Annotated in this window: 12 protein-coding genes; 7 read left to right on the top strand and 5 right to left on the bottom strand. The window is 70.1% G+C overall.

Going from position 1 to position 23,111, the window contains the following annotated elements:
• The first annotated feature begins 8 nt into the window (after window positions 1-8).
• Both AC6JA9_RS13775 and AC6JA9_RS13770 read left to right on the top strand, forming a co-directional pair.
• Window positions 9-1,055: a phytoene/squalene synthase family protein gene (locus AC6JA9_RS13775; protein WP_223751524.1), complete on the top strand. Its 1,047-nt coding sequence runs from the start codon at window positions 9-11 to the stop codon at window positions 1,053-1,055.
• Window positions 1,052-3,022, top strand: coding sequence for a 2,3-oxidosqualene cyclase (locus tag AC6JA9_RS13770; RefSeq protein ID WP_497959897.1), 1,971 nt, complete (start codon window positions 1,052-1,054; stop codon window positions 3,020-3,022). The genes AC6JA9_RS13775 and AC6JA9_RS13770 overlap by 4 nt, the downstream gene beginning before the upstream one ends.
• Before the next feature lies 1 nt (window position 3,023).
• On the opposite strand, the gene AC6JA9_RS13765 is transcribed toward AC6JA9_RS13770, so the two are convergent.
• Complete coding sequence (locus tag AC6JA9_RS13765) at window positions 3,024-3,398, bottom strand: hypothetical protein (RefSeq protein ID WP_408891046.1); 375 nt, start codon at window positions 3,396-3,398, stop codon at window positions 3,024-3,026.
• A 179-nt stretch (window positions 3,399-3,577) separates the two neighbouring features.
• Here AC6JA9_RS13765 and AC6JA9_RS13760 point away from each other — a divergent pair, with 179 nt between their 5' ends.
• Window positions 3,578-10,603 carry an RHS repeat-associated core domain-containing protein gene (locus AC6JA9_RS13760; RefSeq protein WP_408891047.1) on the top strand — a complete coding sequence of 2,342 codons (7,026 nt, stop codon included), beginning with the start codon at window positions 3,578-3,580 and terminating at the stop codon, window positions 10,601-10,603.
• A 33-nt stretch (window positions 10,604-10,636) separates the two neighbouring features.
• On the opposite strand, the gene AC6JA9_RS13755 is transcribed toward AC6JA9_RS13760, so the two are convergent.
• Window positions 10,637-12,679, bottom strand: coding sequence for a lipoxygenase family protein (locus AC6JA9_RS13755; RefSeq protein ID WP_497959895.1), 2,043 nt, complete (start codon window positions 12,677-12,679; stop codon window positions 10,637-10,639).
• 230 nt (window positions 12,680-12,909) lie between these two features.
• Here AC6JA9_RS13755 and AC6JA9_RS13750 point away from each other — a divergent pair, with 230 nt between their 5' ends.
• The 4 genes from AC6JA9_RS13750 to mxcH all read left to right on the top strand — a co-directional run bounded on the left by AC6JA9_RS13750 (window position 12,910) and on the right by mxcH (window position 19,986).
• Window positions 12,910-14,940: a lipoxygenase family protein gene (locus AC6JA9_RS13750; protein ID WP_408891049.1), complete on the top strand. Its 2,031-nt coding sequence runs from the start codon at window positions 12,910-12,912 to the stop codon at window positions 14,938-14,940.
• 15 nt (window positions 14,941-14,955) lie between these two features.
• Window positions 14,956-16,398 carry a cytochrome P450 gene (locus AC6JA9_RS13745; RefSeq protein WP_408891050.1) on the top strand — a complete coding sequence of 481 codons (1,443 nt, stop codon included), beginning with the start codon at window positions 14,956-14,958 and terminating at the stop codon, window positions 16,396-16,398.
• Window positions 16,395-17,240 carry a fatty acid desaturase family protein gene (locus AC6JA9_RS13740; RefSeq protein ID WP_223751518.1) on the top strand — a complete coding sequence of 282 codons (846 nt, stop codon included), beginning with the start codon at window positions 16,395-16,397 and terminating at the stop codon, window positions 17,238-17,240. The genes AC6JA9_RS13745 and AC6JA9_RS13740 overlap by 4 nt, the downstream gene beginning before the upstream one ends.
• A gap of 229 nt (window positions 17,241-17,469) precedes the next feature.
• Window positions 17,470-19,986 (top strand): TonB-dependent siderophore myxochelin receptor MxcH, encoded by a 2,517-nt coding sequence (gene mxcH, locus AC6JA9_RS13735; protein ID WP_497959894.1) that lies wholly within the window; start codon window positions 17,470-17,472, stop codon window positions 19,984-19,986.
• Window positions 19,987-20,039: 53 nt separating this feature from the next.
• Here the strand turns inward: mxcH and AC6JA9_RS13730 are convergent, their stop codons facing one another.
• Genes AC6JA9_RS13730 through AC6JA9_RS13720 form a run of 3 tightly spaced genes read right to left on the bottom strand, consistent with a single transcriptional unit; the run spans window position 20,040 to window position 23,110 of the window.
• A complete protein-coding gene (locus tag AC6JA9_RS13730) occupies window positions 20,040-21,269 on the bottom strand; it encodes a DUF4374 domain-containing protein (RefSeq protein WP_223751516.1) in 1,230 nt (409 codons plus the stop codon).
• Between the two features lie 36 nt (window positions 21,270-21,305).
• Window positions 21,306-22,856 carry a PepSY-associated TM helix domain-containing protein gene (locus AC6JA9_RS13725; RefSeq protein ID WP_223751515.1) on the bottom strand — a complete coding sequence of 517 codons (1,551 nt, stop codon included), beginning with the start codon at window positions 22,854-22,856 and terminating at the stop codon, window positions 21,306-21,308.
• Window positions 22,853-23,110 (bottom strand): hypothetical protein, encoded by a 258-nt coding sequence (locus tag AC6JA9_RS13720; protein WP_223751514.1) that lies wholly within the window; start codon window positions 23,108-23,110, stop codon window positions 22,853-22,855. Before AC6JA9_RS13720 ends, AC6JA9_RS13725 begins: the two co-directional genes overlap by 4 nt.
• Window position 23,111 lies beyond the last annotated feature (1 nt).

Here is a 23,111-nt window from a genome sequence, read left to right as displayed (position 1 = left end):
GAGCAACCATGGTCGCCCATGAAGAGTCGTTCTGCCGAGCGGTGCTGCCCCGGGTCTCCCGGACGTTCGCGCTGAACATCCCCTTGCTACCTCCTCCCCTGGACCTCGTCGTCACAGTGGCCTACCTGCTCACCCGCATCGCGGACACGGTGGAGGATGAAATCCAACGGCCCCGGCAGGAGGAGCTGTTCGCAGCGCTGGAGGACCTGGTGCGCCTGGAGCCGGGCTGGGAGGCTCGCGCCCAGGCCTTCGCCCGCCTGGCGGGAGACGAGTTCCTGCCCGACGCGCCCGAAGCGGAGGTGGAGCTCATCGCGGGGACCTTCTCCGTGCTGAAGACCCTGGCCTCGCTCCCTCCCTGGGCCCAGGCGCCCCTGCGCCGCTGCGTGCGCATCATGACCCACGGGATGAGCCAGGTTCAGCGCAGGCACGGTGGCGGCGAGTCGGTGCTGGGGTTGCCCGACCTCCAGACGACGCTCGCCTACTGCTACTACGTGGCGGGCGTGGTGGGCGAGATGCTGACGGAGCTCTTCATCGCGCACGCCCCCACCCTCGACGAGCGCGCGCGGGCGCAGCTGCGCTCCAGGGCCATCATGTTCGGCGAGGCGCTGCAGCTCACCAACATCCTGAAGGACGTGCGCGAGGACCTGGACCAGGGGCGCTGCTGGCTGCCGCTGGACCGGATGGCGCTGCACGGCCTGGAGCCCGCGACGCTGGCCCGCCCCGAGCTGCGCGCCCAGGCGATGGCGCTGCACTCGGAGCTGGTGGTGATAGCGCGCAGGGCGTTGGACGAGGCGCTCGAGTACACGCTGGCGCTCCCGCAGAGCGAGCCGGGCCTCCGGCTGTTCTGCCTCTATCCCCTGTTCTTCGCGGTGACGACGCTCAACCTCGTGGATGGCAACCCCGCGGTGTTCGACACCACGCCCTTGAAGCTCAGCCGGGAGGTGGTGCTGCGGCTCATGCTGCTCACGCAGGAGCGGGTGGCCTCGGACTCGGCGCTGCGGGCGCTCTTCGCGGAGTGCTCGCGCGTGCCCTCGGAGGTGGAGGCGGCGAGATGACGCGACAGGCGCGCGAGGTGCTGATGCGGACCCAGGAGGCGGATGGCTCCTGGAAGGGTGACTACAGCGGCCCGCTGTTCCTGAGCCCGCTGTACATCATCGGCCTTTACGCGATGGAGCGGGCGCCCGACGCGCCGCTGGCAGACGGGCTGCTCTCCTACTTCCGAGCCCACCAGAACGAGGACGGTGGCTGGGGGCTCTCGCCGGAATCACCGAGCATGGTCTTCACGACGGTGCTCACCTACGTGGCGCAGCGACTGCTCGGCGTCGAAGCCGACGACCCGGACCTCGTGCGCGCGCGGGCCTGGCTCCTGCCTCGCGGCGGACCGCTGGGCAGCGGCTCCTGGGGCAAGGCCATCCTCGCGCTGCTGGGCCTCTACGAATACGAGGGGCTCACCCCCACCCCACCGGAGCTGTGGCTGCTGCCCAAGGCGCTGCCGTTCCACCCCTCCAGGATGTGGTGCCACTGCCGCATGGTGTACCTGCCCATGGGCTGGCTCTATGGACGCAAGGCGCGCGTGCGGCAGACGCCCCTGCTGGCCGAGCTCAAGCGCGAGCTGTATCCCGAACCCTATGAGCACGTGGACTGGAAGGCGGCGCGCCAGCGGGTGGCCGACACCGACGCGTACACCCCGCGCAGTCCCTGGCTGCGCGCCGCGAGCCGCGTGCTCGGGCTCTATGAGCGGCTGCACTCCAAGCGCCTGAGGGCCCGCGCGCTGGAGGAGTCGCTCGAGCAGATTCGCGGCGAGGACGTGGCCACGCACTTCATCTGCATCGCCCCCATCAACAAGGTGCTCGACACCGTGGTCTGGCATCTGGCCCGGCCCGACGGTCCGGAGGTGCGCGCCCATCTGGAGCGTCTGCCGGACTATCTGCAGCGCACCCCCGAGGGCGTGACGCTCAACGGCTACAACTCCTCCCAGCTCTGGGACACCGCGTTCGCCATCCAGGCGCTGGTGGCCTCGGGCGCGGACCACGCCCGCGCGACGCTCGCGCGCGCGAGCCGCTTCGTGGAGTCACAGCAGGTGCGCGAGGACTCGCCTCACCACGAGCGCTTCTACCGCCACCCGAGCCGCGGCGCCTGGCCCTTCAGCACGCGCGAGCACGGCTGGCCCATCAGCGACTGCACCGCGGAGGCCGTCAAGGCGTGTCTCCTGCTGGAGCCGCTGGGGCTCAACCGCGTGCCGCGCGAGCGGCTGGCCCAGGCCGTGGAGTTCATCCTCTCCTTGCAGAACCGCGACGGAGGCTGGGCCACCTATGAGCCGACGCGTGCGCCGCGGTGGCTCGAGCGCATCAACGCCTCGGACGTGTTCGCCAACACCATGGTGGACGTCAGCCACGTCGAGTGCACGTCCTCGTGTGTCCAGGCACTGGTCGCCTGGAAGAAGGCCCAGCCGGAGACGCCCGTGGAGCAGGCCATCACCCGGGGCCTGGCGTACCTGCGGCGCACCCAGCGCGAGGACGGCAGCTGGGAGGGGGCATGGGGCGTGTGCTTCAGCTACGGCACCTGGTTCGGCGTGACGGCGCTCGTGGCCGCGGGGGCTCCGCCAGCAGACCCGGCGCTGCGCCGGGCCGTGCGCTTCCTGGAGCAGCACCAGCGCGAGGACGGCTCCTGGAGTGAGACCCTCCAGGGCTGCCGGGAGCGTCGCTGGGTGGACGGCCCCACCGGACACGCGGTGACGACGTCGTGGGCGCTCCTGGCGCTCTTCGCCTGCGGTGAGGCCGACTCGGGGGCCACCCGCCGGGGCGTGGCGTGGCTGCGCGCGCGGCAGGGCGCCGATGGCCGCTGGCCCCGGGAGCCGCTGGCGGGCGTCTACAACCGCACCGGCGGCATCCACTACGACACCTATCTGCGCACCTTCCCGCTGTGGGCCCTGTCGCTCGCGGAGCGCACGCAGCGCCGCGCCTTCCCGCCCATCCAGGTCCTCACCCTGCCGCCCCTGGAGGCGGGGGCCCTGACGCCCTAGCTCACAGGGGCTGGGCTTCGATGCCGGCGTCGTTCATCGCGTGGACCACGAAGAGCGTCAGGCCCGGGTTGAGGAACAGGGTGCGGAACTCATCGTCCGAGAGGGTGTGCACCGCCCAGCGCACCGCGGCCGCGTCGTGCCCGAGCGCCTGCGGCGAGGGGACGAACCGGAGCGCGTCGGTCGCCTTCTCCCGGCTCTGGAACACGGGGATGCCTCCCTTGGGGCCGGCCATCCACAGCCCGGCGCGCGCCCCCGCCTCGTTCTGCGCCTCCAGGACATGGTACGGCTGCCCCTCGGGAGGAAGGACGGAGTCCAGTCGCTTCATCCGGTCCACGAGGGACTCGGTGGCTTGCTTGTTCGGCGCATCTCCAGACATGGCGTCTCTTCCTCACTGAGTTCATCGAGGCAGGGCTGTCGGCCCCTGCGTCCAGGGACCCTACACCACCTGGATGACAGCGGAGCGACGCGGGCGGGTGAGGGAGTCCGCCCTCCTTCCGCGTCATCTCCACACCCCCCACCTCCCGGGGGGCTGGAGACTTCGGAATGAGACAACCCTTGTTGCTATTACCCGTGCTCCTGGCCGTCGGAGCGGCCAGCGCCAACAGCCCGGATGGCCACCTGAGTCAGACGGCCCCCACGGGCAACACCGGCGGAGCCCTCGCCGTGACGGCGACAGGCCAGGCCGTGACCTCGATTCCCCTCCAGGTCCCTCCCGGCATCGGGGCCCTGTCCCCCTCCCTCAGCGTCAGCTACAGCAGCCACACCGAGAGCGGAGAGCTCGGCGTGGGGTTCTCGCTCGCCGCCACCTCGAGCATCAAGCGCTGTGGCCGCATCATGAGCGACGACGCCACGCTCCACCCCATCACCTTCCGGGACGAGGCGAACGAGAACCCACCCCAGTTCCCGGCGGACTGGCTCTGCCTGGATGGCATGCGGCTCATCGGCGTGGAGAACAGCCTGAAGGTGGGCCGCGTCTACCGCAAGTACAACGACGACGGCAGCCGCGTCATCGCGAAGACCTCGTCCGATGGCCTGCCCGGCTTCGAGCTGCAACTGCCGGACGGCTCCAGCCACCTCTACGGCACGGACGACCCGAGCCGCGTCTACAGCTTCGACATGGACCCCTCGGGGGCCCCCATCAAGCTGCCCTATGAATGGAAGCAGACCCAGGCCCGGGACGCCCACGGCAACGTGATGACGTACCACTATGCCTTCACCGACAACTTCACCGACCCGCTGGGCACGCACTCGCGCCTGGACCACCGGTTGACTGAAATCCGGTACGTCAACAACACCCGCCGCGTCACCTTCCAGTACGAGCGCCTGCCGGAGCACGAGGTCTTCAACGGCTTCTTCTCGATGACCCGCTACCGGCACTCCTACCGGCTCAAGAGCATCTCGACCTTCGCCCCGTCGGCCGTCGCGACCGCGGGCCAGCGACTGGTGCGGCAGTATGTCTTCACCTACGCCAACAACACGTCGACGACGAAGCGCTCGCTGCTCCAGAGCCTCCAGGAGTGCGTCCAGGAGAACGGCGCCGCGGTGTGCAAGCGCGCCACCGAGTTCACCTGGCAGGCCGGGGGCTACTCCGGCAACATCCTCCTCGACGACAAGGACGCGGACTTCGCCTTCGACCAGAAGCTCTTCCCCGTGCACGGCATCCCCGAGGAGGACCACGAGGCCGTCTTCCAGTTGCTCCAGCTCGATGGCAACCAGGACGGGACCACGGACATCCTGGTGGCCCCCTGGTGGGAGGGCGGCAACCAGCCCCAGAACTGGAGCTTCTGGGCCATCCGTCCGTCGCCTCAGGAGTCGAGCATCGTCGACACCGGCATCCCCGTGAGGGCGCCGCAGCCGATTCCGCAGACCCCGGTCGAGGTCTGCGACCGCGAGAGGAAATGCCACACCTACCTGCTGCCCGGGGACGCGCTCTCCAGCGCGACCTTCGAGCTGGCCGGCGACGACCGCACGGACGTCCTGGTGCCCCAGGGGGAGTACGCGGACCTCCCGATGATGTGGGGCTTCGCCCAGGGGTTCCAGGTCCTGCAGCAGACCCCGGGACTGCCCCAGGGCTTCACCGTCGCGGACACGTACATCCCCTCTCCACGCACCGCCTTGCTGGTCGCCCCGGGTGACTTCAACGGCGACGGGCTGTCGGACCTGATGGTGTGCGTCGAGAACGACGACCGCGGCCGCTACTTCGACGCGCAGAACGGCTCCGGGACGCTGCCCCCGGGGCTGGAGGGCTCGACGCTGTACCAGGGCCACTGGGTCTATCTGGAGAACAGGAGCTACCTCAATCCGTACACCTTCACGCCGGTGACGCTGACGGCCCACCCCTGCTCCGCCCTGGACAAGATCCACGTCATGGACTTCGACGGCGACGGCACGGACAACCTGCTGACCATCCGAGGCTACGACGGCAGCGGAAGCCACGCCGCCTCCCCGCCGGGCCACTGGCCTCCGCTGTGGGAGAACGGCTCCTGGTTCAGCCCCGCGCAGCTGCGCGGCAGGAACTACCAGGCCCTGGTCTTCCACACCCCGCTCGGCCAGCACACCACGGAGTTGGACTTCTACACCCGGAACACGGGCCTGCCGTTCGACTACTACCAGCGCCTGCACGCGGGCAACGGCGCCAACCGCGCCTGCCTGGACCAGTACGGCGCGCTGTGCCGGGGCAATGGCTTCGGCGCGGACAAGGTCGGTGACGTCAACGGCGACGGGTTCCCGGACGTGGTCCGCTACGAGTCCGAGGCCACGCTCGAGTCCAACGGCCTGAGCCCCTTCGTGAAGCCGGAGGGCGGCGCGCTGCTCCCCGACGTGGGCGTGGCGTGGGCGGGGCGCATCGAGGTGTGGCTCAACATCGGCGGTTTCTTCGTGCGCAGCCATGACTGGCTGCAGACGCTGGGCGCCACGTCGTTCCATGGACAGTTCCTGTCCGCGCACCTCGTCGACTGGGACCGCGACGGCAGCGACGAGCTCCTGATTCGCAACGGCGTCCCCTCGGACAGCAACGCCCAGCCCATGGTCATCGAGTATCCGCGTCAGGGCGGAGGCACGCTCGAGTGGAGCATGACGACCCTGCCGCCGCTGCCGTGGGTCCTGGACGAGCGCGCCCTGTCGCTCGGCGACTACAACGCCGACGGCTTGCTCGACGTTCTCGTGCGCACCCGCAACCCCGACAACGACAGCGACCCGTCCAACGACCCCTGGCTGCTCGACTTCCACGTCCGCCAGGGCGACGTGCCGGACTTGATGCAGCGCCTCACCAACGGCAACGGCGCGAGCTGGACGGCGCTCTACAAGCCCATGTCCGACCCGCACGTCTACCGCGAGGCCTTCGTCGCGTTCCCCGGCCTGGAGGATGCGGTGGCGAGCCGACGCGTCTTCGACACCCGCCCCCTGGTCTCCAGCCTGCTCTCACCCACGGGCATCTCCCCGACGGTCGGCTCGCGCAAGACCGACTACTTCTACAAGAACGCGCAGCAGCTGCTCCAGGGACACCAGTTCCTGGGCTTCGAGCATCGCAACATCAAGAACGACGCGGCCACGGGCCCGGACGCGCCGCCCCTGGACTTCCTGGACCTGCGCCTCGAGACGTATTCGACGCGCACCGCGAACATCAATCACAACGGCCGGGTCGCGCCCCACGCCGGCAAGCTGCTCCAATCCCTCTCCCTGCGCAAACAGATAGACAGCCAGGACGGCGCGCTCGCCGTCCTCACGGAGAACCAATACACGTTCGTCCCCAGGGCGGACTTCCATGGCGACCCGGACTGGCAGGTCAACCCCAACTGGTTCGGCCCCTGCGGCTACCAGTACGACCAGAGCCTGTGCGCGTCCTACTTCTTCTCCTCCCTGACGCGCGCCACCGAGGTGCGGGCCTTCGAGCAGTTCAACTCCTGGCTCCTGACGTATGGCGGGCTGTCCTGGACTGCGCTGACGCCCGCGCAGTTCGCGGACATCGCCCACGCGGATGCGCAGCAAGGCATCCTCCCGCTCAAGCACACCCGGCGGGGATACTCCACGTTCCCCGATGCCCAGAACCCGAACTACCACCACGACTACGACGAACTGGGCTTCCCGACGCGCTTCTACTCCGAGGACGTGGGCTCCGGCGCGCGCTATGAGACTGACTTGAAGTACGACCACCGGCTCGGCGTGTGGCAGCTGGGCCTGGTGCTCGAGGAGAAGGTCACCCATCGGCTCCCCGGCACCACGCCGGCGTCCAAGACGCGTACGGTCCAGACCACGTACACGGCCCTGGGAGATCCCGACGTCGTCACGGTGGAGCCCACCCTGGCGGAGTACCGCTACACCACGCGCCATGGGTACGACAGCTTCGGCAACGAGACGGCCCTCCAGGTGTCGGACGCCGAGGGCAATGACCGCAACCTCACCCTCCAGTACGGCACGGACGGCGTCTTCCCCATCTCCTTCACGAACGGGCTGGGGCACACCGCCACGCGCCGCTGGGAGCCGGGCATGGGGCTGGTCCTCTCCTCCACCTCACCGGACGGCGTGAAGTCCATCAGCGACTTCGACGGCTTCGGGCGTCCGACGTTCAGCCAGGTCTGGAGCCAGAACACGGCGATGACGCCGGGCACGTCCATCACCTATGAGCCCCTGCCCTTCATGCCCCCGAGGGTCATCGTCGAGGCCCCCGGCCTGGGCATTTCGGAGACCACCTTCGACACGCTGGGCCGTCCGGTCCAGTCCGTCAGCAAGGGCTTCAAGGGCCAGTACGAAATCTTCAATTATGCCCAGTACGACGACCGGGGCCGCCTGGTGCGCGTGTCCCAGCCGGCGAAGACGGGCGAGTCACCCTTGTGGACCCACCTGACCTATGACGTCCGCAACCGCCTCGTCGAGCGCGCCACGCCCGGCGACATCGAGGGGGTCATCAAGACGCGCTGGGTTCACGAGGGCCTGAAGACGACGCAGATCGACCCCGACGGCAACCAGACGTGGCTGTTGTCCGACACGCGCGGCAACGTCGTGCGCTCGGCGGATGGCCACAAGGCGGACGCCCCGGGCACCGCGACGCAGATGTGCTACCGCTACGGCCACTTCGAGGGCCTGAACCGGATGGAGCCCTGCACGCCGACGGCGCTGCGCGCGCCGACGCAGTTCAAGCTGGACCTCTACAACCGGCGGCTGGCGCTGACCGAGAAGCAGACGGGGTTGCAGACCTTCGACTACGACCCGCTCGGGCAGCTGCGCAGCTCGGTCGATGCGAAGGGCCAGACGCTGGTCTACGAGTACGACGACCTGGGCCGCCCCATCTCCATCCTGGATTCGAAGGGAGGGAGCACGACGTGGGCCTACGACGTGAGCCGCCCAGGCTTCCTGCACCAGTCCGTCTCCCGTGACGGACACTCGAAGACGCATGTGTACGACGGGTTCGGCAGGCCGACCGCCACGGACTGGACCCTCAACGGCGAGGTCTTCCGACTCCAGACGGCCTACGACACGTTCGGCCGGCCCCAGAGCCTGCGCTACCCGACGGACCTCGTCGTGACGATGCAGTACGACGACTTCGGCAACCTGCTGCGCCTCAAGGGCTTCGACGACCCCTCCGTGGGCTTCGACCTGTGGGAGCAGCTCCGCGCGGACCCGTATGGTGGCGTTCATGAGGCGCTCTTCGGCAATGGCGTCGTCTCCACGCGCACCTTCGATGCGAACACGGGGCGGCTCGAGTCGATCCGCTCGGTCTTCCAACCCCAGGGCGCCGCCACCACGGTGCAGGACCTGCGACTGGAGTGGACGAAGGCCATGGACCTGCGCAAGCGGCTCGACGCCATCAACAACCAGAGCGAGACCTTCCGCTACGACGCGAAGCACCAACTGCTCGGCACCCAGGCCAAGAAGGGCGCCGTCACCCAGGATGCGACGTTCGTCTATGACGCCTTCGGCAACCTGCAGGAGCGCCCGGACGTCGGCGCGTACACCTATCAGGACGAGCGCCTCCAGACCGCCGGGGCCACCGCGTTCTGGTACGACGACAACGGCGCGATGATTGCCCGTTCGGTCAATGGCATCAACACGGCCTTGACGCACGACCCCCTCGGCCGTGTGACGTCCATCTTCAGCCTGCCCACCTACGAGCTGAAGTTCGGCTACGACGCGGATGGAGACCGGGTGCGCCGCTTCGACGCCCAGAGCGGGCTCGAGACGCTGACGCTCGGCGGGTGGTACCGCCGCGAGCGGAACGTGAACACGCCGCTGACGCCGGCGCGGCACACGCACCTGGTCAAGGTCGGCGGAGACACCATCGCGGAGCTGGAGCGGACCTACAACAGCCAGGGCAACATCGTCACCTCCGCCAACCGCTTCCTGCTGCCGGACGAGCTGGGGTCGACGGCGCTCGTGACGAACCACGCGGGGGCGGTGGTGGAGCGGCGCAGCTACACCGCCTGGGGCCAGCCCAGGGATCCACTCGACTGGACGCAGACCACGCTGTTCAGCACCGCCTCCCTGGTCACCCGGGGGTTCACGGGCCATGAGGGCCGCGATGACGGCGGCTTCACGTTCATGCGCGGGCGGATGTACGACGCGTCGGTGGGGCGCTTCATCAGCCCCGACCCCATCGTCCAGGCGCCCTTCAAGCTCGCGGACCTCAACCGCTACAGCTACGCCTGGAACAACCCGGTGAGCGTGACCGACCCCACCGGCCTCTGCGAGGAGGGCGCTTGGAGTGGCCCCGGCACCGTCGGAACGGGCGGTGGGCTGTCCGTCCGCGTCCCAGGAGGGTGTGGCGGGGGCTCGGGCAACGGGAGCAGCGACCCGCTCATCCCCGAGCACGGTGGTGACGACGGGCCCGGCTCCGGCGGCGGAGGTGGCGGCAACGGCTCTCCCTCGCTCACGCCGGGCAACCCCGAGCACGAGTATGCCCAGTCGAACCCGAGCGTCGATTCGGTCCCGGTGCCCTCCGGCGAGGCGGCGGCGGGGCCCATCCAGGTCCAGCGCGACACGACCTCCTTGTCCAAGCGCCAGCGCAGGGCCTCCGCCGCGCTGGCGCTGGCCCGACGGTCGTATGAGCTGACCCGGGATGCGTATGACCAGGCCAGGAAGCTGGCACCGCTGGAGCACGCCATGCGTGGGCTCACGCTCGACATCGAGCGATTCGACGAGCGCGCGCTCCAGATAGGGCGAGCGCTGAATGGCCTCTTCACCAGGGCGCAGAAGGAGCTGGAGGAGCGCGCCATCCGGCAGCAGGAGGCGGCTCGGGAGCGCCGGCGGTTCAATCGCAAGTTCGCACACGGAGCACGCTGGGTGGGCCTGGGCCTGGCCATCGCCTCCGGTGGCGCCGGCGGAGGGCTCCTGGCGTTCGGCTTGGGGTTCGCGGGCGTGGAGTTGAGCGTCTTCACACAGCTCATCACCGAAGACAGCAGTCACCCCTCCACCGCGTCGACCCTTGGCGGCGCGGCCGGGACCGCCGCCGACGGGGTCGCCGATGCCATGAGTCCCCTCTCCCGATTCGGAGGGATGCTCAAGAACTTCGGCGCCCGCATGTCCATCTACGGCTACGTCCAGTTCGTGACCGATGAGACCATGGAGTGGCTCACCCCCGAGGAGTGAGCCGGACTGGCCGCCCGCCCCGTCGGCGCCCGCTCAGATGTTGATGCGGGAGCTGACGGTGCGGATGTCCAGGCCCAGCGCGGCGAAGTCGGCGGCGTGCGCGCGCAACAGCTCCACGAAGCGCGGATGCACGTCCGCCTCCTCGTTCGACAGCAGGTAGCCGTAGCTCGTCTTGGACAGCATCCACGAAATCCACAGCATCTCCGTGGCCTCCTCGGGAGGCGGCGCCACGTCGTGGTCCGCCTCCGTCGACAGCGCGCCGTCCCTGCCCCAGCGCAGGCCCAGGCACGCGTAGAGCACCTCGCCCGCGTCGTCCCACTGGAGGTTGTTGGCCCACGCGTGGCGGAAGGTCGCGAAGAAGATGACGTAGCGGCACAGTTGCTGGAGCGCCTCCAGCTCGCCGGACTGGGGCGTGTCCGTGAGCGTCACCGGGCTGACGGCCTTCGCCACGGGCTCGGCGGCCTTCGCGTCCAGGTCCATGCGCTCGGAGCGCACGAACCACGGCGCGCTCTTGCCCGGCACCGTCGCGCGCAGGTAGCGGCACACGAAGGCGGGGGCCGAGTGCGCCACCAGGTCGTCGGAGAAGCGCCGCACCTCGAGCCACTCGGCCGCGAGCGCCTGGGCATGCTCCGCGAAGAAGGCGCTCACGTGCTCGCCCAGCAAGCGCCAGAACAGGTTCGCCGCGCGGGCGTAGCGGTGCGACTCGCAGATGGGCGGCGCGGGCGCGAAGCCCCTCCAGTCGTAGCTGCCCATCAGGTGAAGGAGCCGAGTCTCCACGCTCCGCTCGGTGAGCGCGCTGGCGCGGGTGATGTAGCCCCGGGGCCCCACGAGGAAGCCATTGGCGGAGTGGTTGATGAGCACCACCTCCCGCAGGTGCGGCATCAAGAGCCAGCGCAGCGGGCTGCGCCGCAGGTTGCGATGCGCGGCGATGGCGTACTGCTCCACGTTGAAGTGGCACTGGCCCAGGTGGTTGCCCAGCTCCGTCTCCAGCGTCGCGCTCACCCGCGCCATCCGCTTCGCGGCCTCCCAGCCCGGGCCATCCGCGGGCGTGTAGCTCCGCCGCGTCACCGGCGCGCCCGCCTGCTTCACGCCCGGCTCACGCATGCCCAGGATGATGCGCGTGGGCAGAAGCCGCCCCTCCTCCAATCGCAGACGCACGTCCACGTCGGGGAGGCAGTGCTCGCCATCCTGCTCGTACGCGTTCCATGGGAAGTACAGCCGGAAGGCCGCCCTGTCCCCCGGCGCCTCCGGGTCTCCATCCATGAGCGTGGAGAACATGCCGTTGAGCAATCGCTCACCGAAGAACGCATCCGTGCGCGTGGAGCCCGGTGACTCGCGCTCCATCCGCACCGTCATCGCCTCCGGGTAGTCCGCCTGGATTTTGTCCAGCCCCGGCGCCTGTCCCAGCTTCCCCTGGAGCAGGTGGCGTCGCTTGACGAGCTCGATGGGCGCCACCGCCTTGAGCATCGCCAGCGCGCGGCCCGGCGCGTACGCCGTGGGCGGCGTGCCCTCCTCCGTGACGAGCAGCCGCGCCAGCGGCGTGGAGGTGTCGTATTCCCAGTACGGCAGCCTCAGCGTGCCGAAGTCGTGGTGGAGCCCACCATGGTCATCCGGCCCTTTCTCCGAGCCGATGCGCCGCCACGTCTCCACCACCTGCCCATCCGGACGGAAGCTGTGCTGGGGCTCGAAGAAACGCACCTCCAGGTCCGGCAGGTCCCCTTCGCCCGCGTCGGCCGGGTCATAACGCACACGGAAATACCCCTCCGGGTCCGTGAAGCCCTCGCCCAGGAAGTCATCCGGCGAGCCGAAGTCCCGATCCCACAGCTCCACCTTGATGTGGTGCAGGGCCTTGGGACCGCCGGGCCCCTCCTGCTCGAACACCAGACGCCCCACGGCGACCGCCGGGAGCGCGGCCTCATCCCGCGCGGGACGGCTCGCGCGCACGCGCGGGCCCAGCTCCCGGCTGATGGCCAGACGCTCCTCGAGCGCCAGCCCCGCGTACCACCGGGACAGCTCCTGGGCGTCGAGCACTTCGTTGCGTGGGCTCTCGCGTCCCTTGAATCCGAGAGAACCCATCCATCGGCGCAGCACCGCGAACATCATCCCCATCCCCATGTCACGGGCCCACGAGGCCACGTGTCTGTCATCAGCCCGACCTCTCCGGGAGTCGCTCGCACGCCCACTCGCCACACGCCCAGGACCATCCGTGCGCTGCGCGACGCCGGTTTCGTTCTCCAGGGAGGGTACCACTGCTTGAGCTCCTGCTTTACGCGTCCTACGGTCCTACCCGTTCCATAGGGGAGTTCATGACTGTCGAGTACAAGCTCAGGATTCGGACGAGCACGAAGCTCGGCGCGGGAACCGATGCGAACATCTCCGTCGTCCTGGTGGGCACGCGAGGTGAGAGTGGCCCGCACGTGCTGGACAAGCCCTTCCACAACGACTTCGAGGCGGGCGCGGAGGATGTCTATTCCGTGCAGGCCCCGGACGACGTGGGGGAGCTCGTGCTGCTGCGCTTCGGCAACACCGGAGGCATCGCGGCGGACTGGCTCTTGGACCACGCGTGGGTGACGGCCGGGGAGCGGCAGTGGAGCTTCCCGTTCTTCCGCTGGGTGCGGGGTGGGGCCACGGTGGACGTGCTGGAGGGCACCGCGAAGCTCGCGCGGCATGCGGGCTGTGAGCGGGAGACCGCGGCGAGGCGGGAGCTGCTGGAGGCGCGCAGGCGCATGTACCCGTGGCGTCCGGCGGAGGCGACCGAGGGGCTTCCGGGCGCGCTGGACCTCAGCGAGTCACGGCCCCTGCCGAAGGACGAGCTGTATCGGGGGCTGACGGAGGGCAGCTACGAGGTGGTCATCGCCAGGACGCTGGCCGCCATCAAGCTGCACCTGCCCCTGCTGTCCAAGGCCTGGAACGGGCTGGTGGACATCTTCGACTTCTTCAAGGGCCTGGAGGTGCCCCGGCTCGCCCCGCGCTGGCAGGACGACCTGGAGTTCGCGCGTCAGGCCGTGCAGGGCATCAACCCGCTCCACATCACCCTCATCCCCCAGCTGCCCCCGGGCATGCCGCTGACGGATGAGGACGTGAAGGGCATCCTGTCCCCCGACACCACGCTGGCCCGGGCGCTGGATTCCAAGCGCATCTTCCTGCTCGACTTCGACATCCTCGAGGACATCCCGATGTACCGGAAGGTCGACGAGGACGGCGTGGAGGAGCGCCGGTGGGCGCCCGCGGCGCGGTGCCTCTTGTACCTGGATGACCTGCAGCAGCTCAGGCCCCTGGCCATCCAGTTGGGGCGCGACGGCGGGAGGGACCCCGTCTTCACGCCGAACGACGACACGTACGACTGGCTCGCGGCGAAGATCTACCTGCGCTGCAGCGAGGGCAACACGCACCAGATGGTGGCGCACGCCCTGCGCACGCACTTCGTGGCGGAGCCCTTCGTGATGGCGACGATGCGCAACCTCCCGGACCCGCACCCCGTCTACAAGCTCCTGCGCCGGCACTTCCGCTACACGCTCGCCATCAACGAGGGCGCACGAAAGGGGCTGCTCGCCGCGGGCGGGGTGTTCGACGACTTCATCGCCACGGGCGGCCCCGACAAGGGACACCTGCAGCTGGGCAAGAAGGGCTACCAGCGCTGGAAGCTCACGGACAACCGACCCCGTCAGGACCTCGAGCGCCGGGGTGTGCTGGACCCGGCGGTGCTCCCGTACTACCCCTACCGCGACGACGCGCTGCCCTTGTGGGATGCTCTGGAGGAATACGTCGGTGGGGTCCTCCGGTACTTCTACCCGACCGACGCCGACCTCGAGGGCGACACCGAGATGCAGCACTGGTGGAAGGACCTCACCGAGCACGGGCTGCCGGTGGACAAGCTGCCGTGCCGGGAGCTGTCGCGCGTCGACGACCTGGTCGACATCCTCACCACCGTCGTCTTCACCGTCAGCGTGCAGCACGCGGCGGTGAACTACCTGCAATACGAACACTACGCCTTCGTACCCAACGCGCCCCTGTGCATGCGCAGGGAGCCGCCCCGACAGAAGGGGACGCTGCGCGCCGAGGACATCCCCGAGATGATTCCCTCCAAGTCCCAGACGCTCTGGCAGGTCGCCATCGGCCGGGCGCTGTCCAGCTTCGGCGACGACGAGGAGTACCTGCTCCACGAGGGAGGCTGGCGGGAGGAGTACTTCCAGGAGCCCGAGGTGAAGGCCCTGCGCGAGCGGTTCGAGCAGCGCCTGCGCACCCAGCGCGACGTGGTGGCGGCGCGCAACGCGGGCGCCCAGGTGCCCTACACCGTGCTGAGTCCCGACCGGATTCCCTGCGGCATCACCGTCTGAGCCCTGGAGACGCGCGTGCCCAACCTGCTCTCCCGAGGTCTCTTCAACCTGTTCTTCGGCGGCCGCCGCGCGCCCCTGGCGAGCCTGCCCGGGCCGACGCCGGGCCTCCTGGGCAACCTCGGTGACTTCCTGGGCACCCAGCCCTGGGAGGTCTGCGCCCGCTATGCGCGCGAGTACGGCCCCGTCACCGTGGCGTGGTTGGGGCCGTCCCCCGCGCTCATCCTCAACGACGCGGACGTCATCCACGAGGTGCTGGAGACGCGGCGGCTGGAGTTCGAGAAGGGCAACATCGGCGAGCAGATCCGCCACTCCACCACGGACGACACGCCCTTCATCGCCGAGCAGGGTGACGACTGGTCACGCAAGCACGCCATGGACCCGCTGGCGCAGCCCTGGACGCCCGCGTGGCAGGCGGCCCAGGTGGAGCCGCTGCGCCGGGCGCTGCTCGAATCGGTGGAGGCCTGCTTCGCGCACCCGTCCGTCGACCTGACGCCCACGCTGCGCAAGATGACGTTCGACGCGTTCTGCGTGGCGACGGTGGGCGAGAAGCTGCCGGCGTCGTACTACGACGACTTCATGCTGCTGGCGGCGGGCGCGGACGCGCGCATCCAGGCGAAGCTGCCGCTGCGGTTCGTCTCGGCGCCCAAGGGCTTCGAGGCCGCCAAGGAGCGCTTCTACGGCGTGTTCGCCCGGAAGATCCACGAGGCCAGGCAGGCGCGCTCCTCCACCGCCGTGGATTTGATGTCGTGGACCTTGCGGGAGATGCCCCGACTCGACGACCAGGTGCACGCCCACCTGCTCGGCGGGTTCTTCTTCGGGGGTGTGTTCTCCTCGAGCACGACGCTCGTGGGTGCCTTCCATCAACTCAACAAGTACCCCGCCACCCTGGAACGGCTGGCGCTGGAGTCCGACGCGCTGGCCCAAGGCCCCTTGAGCCTGTCGCGGCTGGTGGCCGAGGCCCCGTGGGGCGAGGCCGTGGCGTACGAGGCCCTGCGCATCCTGCCCGCGGTGCGCGTCTTCATGCGCCGCTCGCCGCTGACGCCCTCGCGGCTGGCGGGCGTCACGCTGCCGCCGGGCACCACGCTCATGGTGTCCAACCAGCACCTGCACCGCGACCCGAGCCACTGGGCGAGCCCGGAGACGTTCGACCCGGAGCGCTGGCTCCACGGGGGCGCGGCGAGAGACCCGCTCGGCAGCGGGCACTTCTTCCCCTTCGGCCGGGGCCCCCGGGCCTGCGTGGCCGGGGACTTCGCCATGGTGTACCTGCGCACGGCACTGGCCACCTTGAGCGCCCGCGCGCGCATCCACGTCGATTCGACGGAGCCCTTCGAGGAGGGTTTCTTCTTCGGCGTGGTGCGTCCCCAGGGCGTCACGGGCAGAATCATCCCGCGAGAGCGGTCCACCCTTCACCCCGCTTCCCTGGAAGCCCCCCTCCCCCCGGCAGTGGAATCCGCATGACCTTGTTCCGACATCCCCGAGACCGCATCCCCGTCCTGTTGTTCACCCTGATGTTCGCCCTGGACCTGACGGTCTTCTTCACGGCGACGAGCTGGTGGTTGCCCATCCTCTGGCTCGGCCTCGGAGTCATCCCCAAGGGGTGGATCAGCGCCTGGAACCACCACCACCAGCACGTGACGATGTTCCGTCACGCGCTGCCCAACCGGCTGTTGGAGATCATGTTCGGTTTCCAGACGGGCGTGACGTCCCACGCGTGGTTCCTGCACCACGTGGTGGGCCACCACCGCAACTACCTGGACCAGACCAAGGACGAGGCCGGGTGGAAGCGCGCCGACGGCACCACCATGGGTGAGGTGGAGTTCTCCGTCCTCAACTGGCTCATGGCGTATCCGCGCGCGTACCGCGTGGGCCTGTCCCATCCGAAGGCGCTGCGCGTGTTCCTGGGCATGGGCGCGCTGCAGGTGGCGCTGCTGGGCGTGCTGTTCTGGCACAACTGGTACAACGCCCTCTTCGTGTTCCTGCTGCCGATGGCGGTGTCGCTCTACGTCACCGTCTGGGCCACCTACTTCCACCACGTGGGGCTGGACGTCACGGAGCACTCGCAGGCCTCGTACAACATCCTGCACAAGGGCTACAACCTGATGACCGGCAACCTGGGCTACCACACCGCGCACCACACCAAGCACGGGTTGCACTGGTCCCAGCTGCCCGAGCTCCACGCGCAGCTGGCCAAGGACATCCCGGCCACGCTCTACCGTCAGCCGGGCATCCCGTTCGTGTGGAGCGGCACCGAGGCGAAGATCGACCCGGCGGAGTCGGAGCTGGGCGCCATCGCGCAGTGACGACGTGCCGGGCCTCGGGCGAGGCCCCGAGGCTCCCCGCCGTGCCCGCTCCCTGCACAGGGGGGCGGGCATCCCGCGCAACCGCCAGCATCGCGACGGCTTGCGGCTGCCGAGCCTGGGGCTTCTGCCTTCTCCGCCGCGCGCCTTGACCGCCCCACCCCATATCCCTGATACCGGCTCCGGCGCTCGTTGAGATTGCGTCGCAGAACCAACTAGTCCGGGATTGCGGATGTTCTTGCCGGTCACCCCTCTCGCGCTGTTGCTCTCGGTGGCCTCGCCGCCTCCGGCCTCGTCTGCCTCACCGGAACAGGCGCCCGCCGGCGCCGAGGCGACTCAGGAAGCACCGCCCACGGACGAGGTCCAGGTCCCCCGCCGCATCGACAGCGTGGTGGTGCCCTATCCCCAGGCGGAGCAGGCGGCGCGGCGCGAGGGGGAGGTGGTGCTGCGGCTGACGCTGGATGAGACCGGCGTCGTCACCGACTCGGAGGTCGTCCGCTCGGCGGGCCCCGCCTTCGACGAGGCCGTGCGCACCGCGAGCCTCTCCTTCCGCTTCGAGCCCGCGCGCGTGCGCGGCGAGCCCGTGGCCTGTCAGATCGAGCTGGTCCATACCTTCCAGCTCGACACGCCGCCACCCGTCGCCACTCCGGAGACACCGACGGAGGCGCCCACCGCGGCCGCCGAGGCCACGGCCACCGCGCCCGAGGAGAAGAAGCTGGAGACCACCGTGTCCGGACGCTCGGACGCGGAGCGCCAGCGGCAATCCGCCGAGGCGGTGAAGGTCGTGAGCGTGCAGCGCGCGCGTGCCCGCTCGGTGGACATGGGCCAGGTGCTGGCCGCGCAGGAGGGCGTCGAGGTGCGCCGCACGGGCGGGCTGGGCAGCTCCGCCTCCTTCACGCTCAACGGCCTCACCGACGACCAGGTCCGCTTCTTCCTCGACGGCGTGCCGCTGGACCTGTCCGGCTATCCGTTCGGCATCGCCAACGTCCCCGTCAACCTGGTGGACTCCATCCAGCTCTACCGGGGCGTCGTCCCCATCCGCTACGGCGCGGACGCGCTGGGCGGCGCGGTGAACCTCACCTCCACGCCGCTGGAGCCCGGCGCGCATGGCGCGGTGTCACTCCAGGGCGGCGCCTTCGGGACGCTCCGGCTCACGCTGGGCGGCGGCTACAAGCCCGCGCCGACGGGCTTCTACGCCCGCGCGCACTTCTTCGCCGATACGACGAAGAACAACTACGCCATCGACGTCGAGGCCGCGGATGACCGGGGCAACCTCCGCCCCGTCACCGTCAAGCGCTTCCACGACGGCTACGAAGCGCTCGGCGGCGGCGTCGAGGTGGGCTTCACCGAGCTGTCCTGGGCGGACCGTGTCGTCCTGCGCGCCTTCGGCTCCCGCAACGACAAGCAGCTGCAACACAACCTGGTGATGGCCGCGCCGTACGGTGAAGCCACGTACGACGCCGACTCCCTGGGCGCGCAGCTGCTCTACGCGAAGACGCTCTCGCCCACGGTGCGCCTGGACGCGCTGGCCGGCTACGCGTGGCAGGCCACCCGCCTGGTCGACATCGCCGAGTGGAGCTACGACTGGTTCGGCAACCGCGTCTTCCCGCGCGAGCTGCCCGGCGAGATTGGCGGCGGCGCCATCGACCAGACCGTCTGGCAGCAGACCGCCTATGGCCGCGTCAACGTGGGCTGGGACGTGGCGGCGTCACACACGCTGCGGCTCGCGCTCGCGCCCACCGTCACGACGCGCACGGGCGAGGAGCGCCGCCGGGCCAGCCCCAGCGACCCGGACAGCCTGGCGCCCCGGCGCACCCAGCTCACCTTCGTCACCGGGCTCGAGTACCAGGTCGACCTGCTCGACGACGCGCTGGAGGTCATCGTCTTCGGCAAGGACTACCTCTACCAGGGGCGCGCCCGGCAGCCCCTGGCCGTGGGCGGCTGGTTGGACAAGGACAAGGGCCTCCACCACCTGGGCGGCGGCGCGTCGATGCGCCTGCGCCTGGGCACCCCGCTCTACCTCAAGGCGAGCTACGAGCGCGCCACCCGGCTGCCGCGCGCGGACGAGGTCTTCGGCAATGGCGTGCTCGTGCTGGAGAACCTGGACCTGGAGCCCGAGCACAGCCACAACCTCAACCTGAGCCTGTCCACCGTGCCGCTGCGCACGCGCGCGGGCAGCTTCCGGGGCGAGGTCAACGGCTTCGCGCGCTTCGCCGACAACCTCATCCTGCTCACGGGGAGGGACCGCGACTGGAGCTACCAGAACGTGTACGGCGCCCGCATCCTCGGCGTCGAGCTGTCCGCGGGGTGGACGTCACCGGGCGGCCTGTTCAGCGTGGACGCCAACGCCACCGCGCAGGACCCGCGCAACGCGTCCAGCCAGGGGACGTTCGGCGACTTCGACGGCCGGCGCCTGCCGAACAGGCCCTGGCTCTTCGCCAACGCCACGGCCCGCCTGTCGCTGCGCGGACTGGCGCTCGCGGAGGACGAGCTGTCGCCCTTCTGGAGCACGCGCTACGTGCACGGCTTCTTCCGCAACTGGGAGGGCCTGGGGCTGGAGTCCACGAAGGACGACCTGGACGCGCAGTTCGTCCAGGCGGCGGGCGTGGGCTACCGCGTGCGCCGGGGCAAGCTCACCGTGGGGCTCACGGCGGAACTGGAGAACCTCACCGACGCGAAGGTGTTCGACTACTACGGCGTCGAGCGGCCCGGCCGCGCGGGCTGGCTCAAGGGCACGCTCGAGTACTGACGGAAGTCACCCTCGCGCCCGCATGCCCCCGGGCGCGAGGAGGAAGCGACGCCTCAGCGCACCTGGAGGAACTGGTAGGCCCAGCCCTGCACCTCGAAGCGCTTCACCGGGGTGCCGCTGACGCCCAGCTCCCACACGGCCGTGCGGGCGTAGTCGGCGGTGGGCAGCAGCAGGAAGGTGCGGCCCTCGAGGGTGAAGGCGTAGTAGCCGCCCGCGATGAAGCCCAGCTCGTCGATGGGCGTCGCGGTGTTGCTCGCCAGGTTCACGCGCCAGAGCTTCCAGTGCAGGCCGCCGGTGATGACCCCGGGCGCCGTCGTCGGGGTGATGTCCACGTTCTCATGGTGGAAGACGGCGACCACGCCCACGTCGTTGCCCAGGTAGCGGAACGCCGCCGTCTGACGGCCGCCCACCAGCGAGGACAGCGAGCGCGTCCACGCGGCGTCGAGCTCCGTTTCGCCCGCCTTGATGCGCACCACGCACGTATCGGGCGCGCCGTCCTTGAGCAGGGGCGCCGCGCTGCTGAACACCCAGTTGCTGAAGTAGAGGTTGCCGGCCTCGTCCTGCGTCGCCACGTCGAGCCCCGGGCAGGGCGCGTCCAGCAGCTTCACCAGGCTGTCGTTCGCCTTCGAGTAGACGGCGATTTGAGACGTGGGCAGGAAGTCGAAGTAGTTGCCGTCGGTCCAGTAGAACGCCTGGAACACGTCGTTGCCGCGCGTGACGCGGGCGCGGTCGAAGCCGGTCTTCACCACCAGGCCCTCGCGCTCGCGCACCAGGCCCGGCGCGTCGGCGGTGCCGGAGATCTGCATCGTCGTGGGGTTCCACACCACGCGGCGCGACTCCTCCAGCGACATGTACGCGCGCGTCGAGTCCACGAACTGGTTCAGGTACAGCGGCGCCGAGGCGGTGAAGCCGTAGTTGGCGAAGCTGATGCGGCCCGCGGCCACCAGCGAGCCGTCATCGCCGACGGTGAAGCGGGAGATCTCCGGCTTCTCGCCGTCGCCCACGAAGAGCTGGCCCTCGACGGCGCCGATGGTGGCGTAGCCGGAGTGTTCGCTGGCCTTGGTGAGGTCCAGGCTGGTGATGTCCAGCGAGTCGAAGAGGCTCACGTACGTCACGGCGCCGTTCGTCTGGGAGACGGTCGTGGCCAGGCTGTAGGCGGGCTTCTCCGTGGGCGTCGGGTCCGGCGGCGTCTTGTCGTCGTCGTCACCGCAGCCCACCAGGGCGGAGGAGAGCAGCAGCGAGGTGGCGGCCGAGGCCGTGGCGAAACGGCGGAACGTACTCATGGGGACAACTCCGTCTTCGGGGGGGAGGGGTGAAGCTCAGGTCGGCACGGGGGCGGGGGCCTCCGGTTCGACCGGTGCGGTGGAAGGAAGGACCGGGGGCCGCTGGAGGCGGCGGATGACGCCCGCGGCGCCCACGAGCACCAGGACCAGGGCGAACAGGCCCAGCTCCGTCGCCAGCAGGTGCGCGGAGCCGGAGGCGAAGGGCAGCCGCCCGGTCCGCGCCGCGTCGAGGAGGGGGACGAGGAACAGCAGCACGCTCGCGCCCCAGAGCAGCCGGCGCGCGTGCCTCGCGGGCGAGGCGTCCAGCCAGGCACTGGCGATGGACAGGGCCCACGTGGCCAGGAAGACGGTGTGCTCCCAGAAGGGCCGCTCGGGCAGGTCCGCGGGCAGCAGCTGGTTGGCCACGAAGACGCCGCCCACCGCGAGCGCGAGCCCCGCGCAGAAGCCCGAGGTGAGCTTCGCGAGCGCGGTGTCGAAGCGGCCCTGCCCCTTCGCGCGCCGGCGCTCCAGCCACAAGAGGTTGCCCGCGAGGATGCCGAACGCGGAGACGAAGGCCAGCAGCGCGTAGAGCACCTTGGCGGGGAAGCGGGCCCAGGTGGCGAAGTGCAGGCCGTACAGGGGGTCCATCACCTGCGAGTACAGGGTCCCGCCCCCGGTCTCGCGCGCCCAGAGCAGCTCCCCCGTGCGGGCCACGCGCACGTGGGTGAAGGCGTGGAGCGTGCCCTCGCGCTCACCCGGCAGGTGGACGGTGCCGTTCTCGTCCCCCAGGTGGTCGAAGAAGAAATGGCTGTGCTCGGACTGGGGGAAGCGCTGCTTCGCCACGGCCAGCGCATGCGCCAGGTCCGGCGCGCCGGCATCGCGCCCCACGGCGGCGGGCGGCGTGGGCCAGTCCACGATGCGCTCACGCGCCTTCAGGTCGCCGTCCAGCGACGTCTTCACCACGGCGGGTTCGAACCAGTCGTCCAGCCAGAGGACGCCGCCGGTCACCGCGAAGACGAGCAGGAAGGGCGCGGTGATGACGCCAATCACCTTGTGCGCGTCCGACCAGATGACCCGCCGCGCGCCCTTGGGGCGGAACTGGACGAGCTCTCGCAGCATGCGGCCCAGTTGGAGCAGCAGCCCGGTGCCGATGAGCAGCACCAGCACCGCGGACGCGATGCCCGTCAGGTGCGCGCCGCCGGGGATGGGCTCCAGGAAGTGCATCGCGTTGAGGAACTCGCCCAGGTCGCTTCGCTCTCCGAGCTGACGCCCGGACACCGGGTCCACCCAGAGCGGCTTGATGGCCCCGTCCGGAGACATGCGCCACAGCCGCAGCCAGGGCTCCTCGGAGGTGGGCAGGGAGATGCCGAACCAGACGGGATGCGCCCGGGTCTCCGCCTCGGCCAGCTGCTGCGCCAGCTCCACGGCCCGCGCCTCCGTCACGGCCACGGGCGCGCGGAACGTGGGCTCCTGCCAGGGCGACAGCTCCTCCGCGAACAGGGCGAACGCGCCCAGGAAGAACGTCACGAACAGCACCAGCGACGACAGCACGCCCGCCCAGGCGTGCGCGTCCCAGAGGATCTCGTAGGCCCGGGGCGACAGCTTCACGTGAGCACCAACACGAGCGACGACAGGGCGCAGACCAGCGCGCAGCCGCCCCATGCGCGCGCGCCGCTCCGGGAGAGCAACGCCAGACACACGCCGGTGGCCACCGCGGGCAGGACGACGAGCAGCGCGAGCAACAACCGGACATCCTCCGCCACGGGCAGCACCGCCGGCAGCGCCAGGCTCGCCAGCACGGCGGCGGCGGGGGCCGCGGTGACGGCGGCGGAGATTCGCGCGGCTCCGTGCTGGTGCGCCATC

The organism is Myxococcus sp. MH1, from assembly GCF_059738865.1.
The sequence above is the reverse complement of the archived record's forward strand: the minus strand, read 5'-3'. Positions and strand labels throughout refer to the sequence as shown.

Excerpts from the sequence above, each read along its gene's own strand:
- AC6JA9_RS13730 (WP_223751516.1), bottom strand. The coding sequence starts at position 21,269 with ATGAGTACGTTCCGCCGTTTCGCCACGGCCTCGGCCGCCACCTCGCTG.
- AC6JA9_RS13740 (WP_223751518.1), top strand. The coding sequence starts at position 16,395 with ATGACCTTGTTCCGACATCCCCGAGACCGCATCCCCGTCCTGTTGTTC.
- AC6JA9_RS13775 (WP_223751524.1), top strand. The coding sequence starts at position 9 with ATGGTCGCCCATGAAGAGTCGTTCTGCCGAGCGGTGCTGCCCCGGGTC.
- AC6JA9_RS13750 (WP_408891049.1), top strand. The coding sequence starts at position 12,910 with ATGACTGTCGAGTACAAGCTCAGGATTCGGACGAGCACGAAGCTCGGC.
- AC6JA9_RS13765 (WP_408891046.1), bottom strand. The coding sequence starts at position 3,398 with ATGTCTGGAGATGCGCCGAACAAGCAAGCCACCGAGTCCCTCGTGGAC.
- mxcH (WP_497959894.1), top strand. The coding sequence starts at position 17,470 with ATGTTCTTGCCGGTCACCCCTCTCGCGCTGTTGCTCTCGGTGGCCTCG.
- AC6JA9_RS13770 (WP_497959897.1), top strand. The coding sequence starts at position 1,052 with ATGACGCGACAGGCGCGCGAGGTGCTGATGCGGACCCAGGAGGCGGAT.
- AC6JA9_RS13720 (WP_223751514.1), bottom strand. The coding sequence starts at position 23,110 with ATGGCGCACCAGCACGGAGCCGCGCGAATCTCCGCCGCCGTCACCGCG.
- AC6JA9_RS13755 (WP_497959895.1), bottom strand. The coding sequence starts at position 12,679 with ATGGGTTCTCTCGGATTCAAGGGACGCGAGAGCCCACGCAACGAAGTG.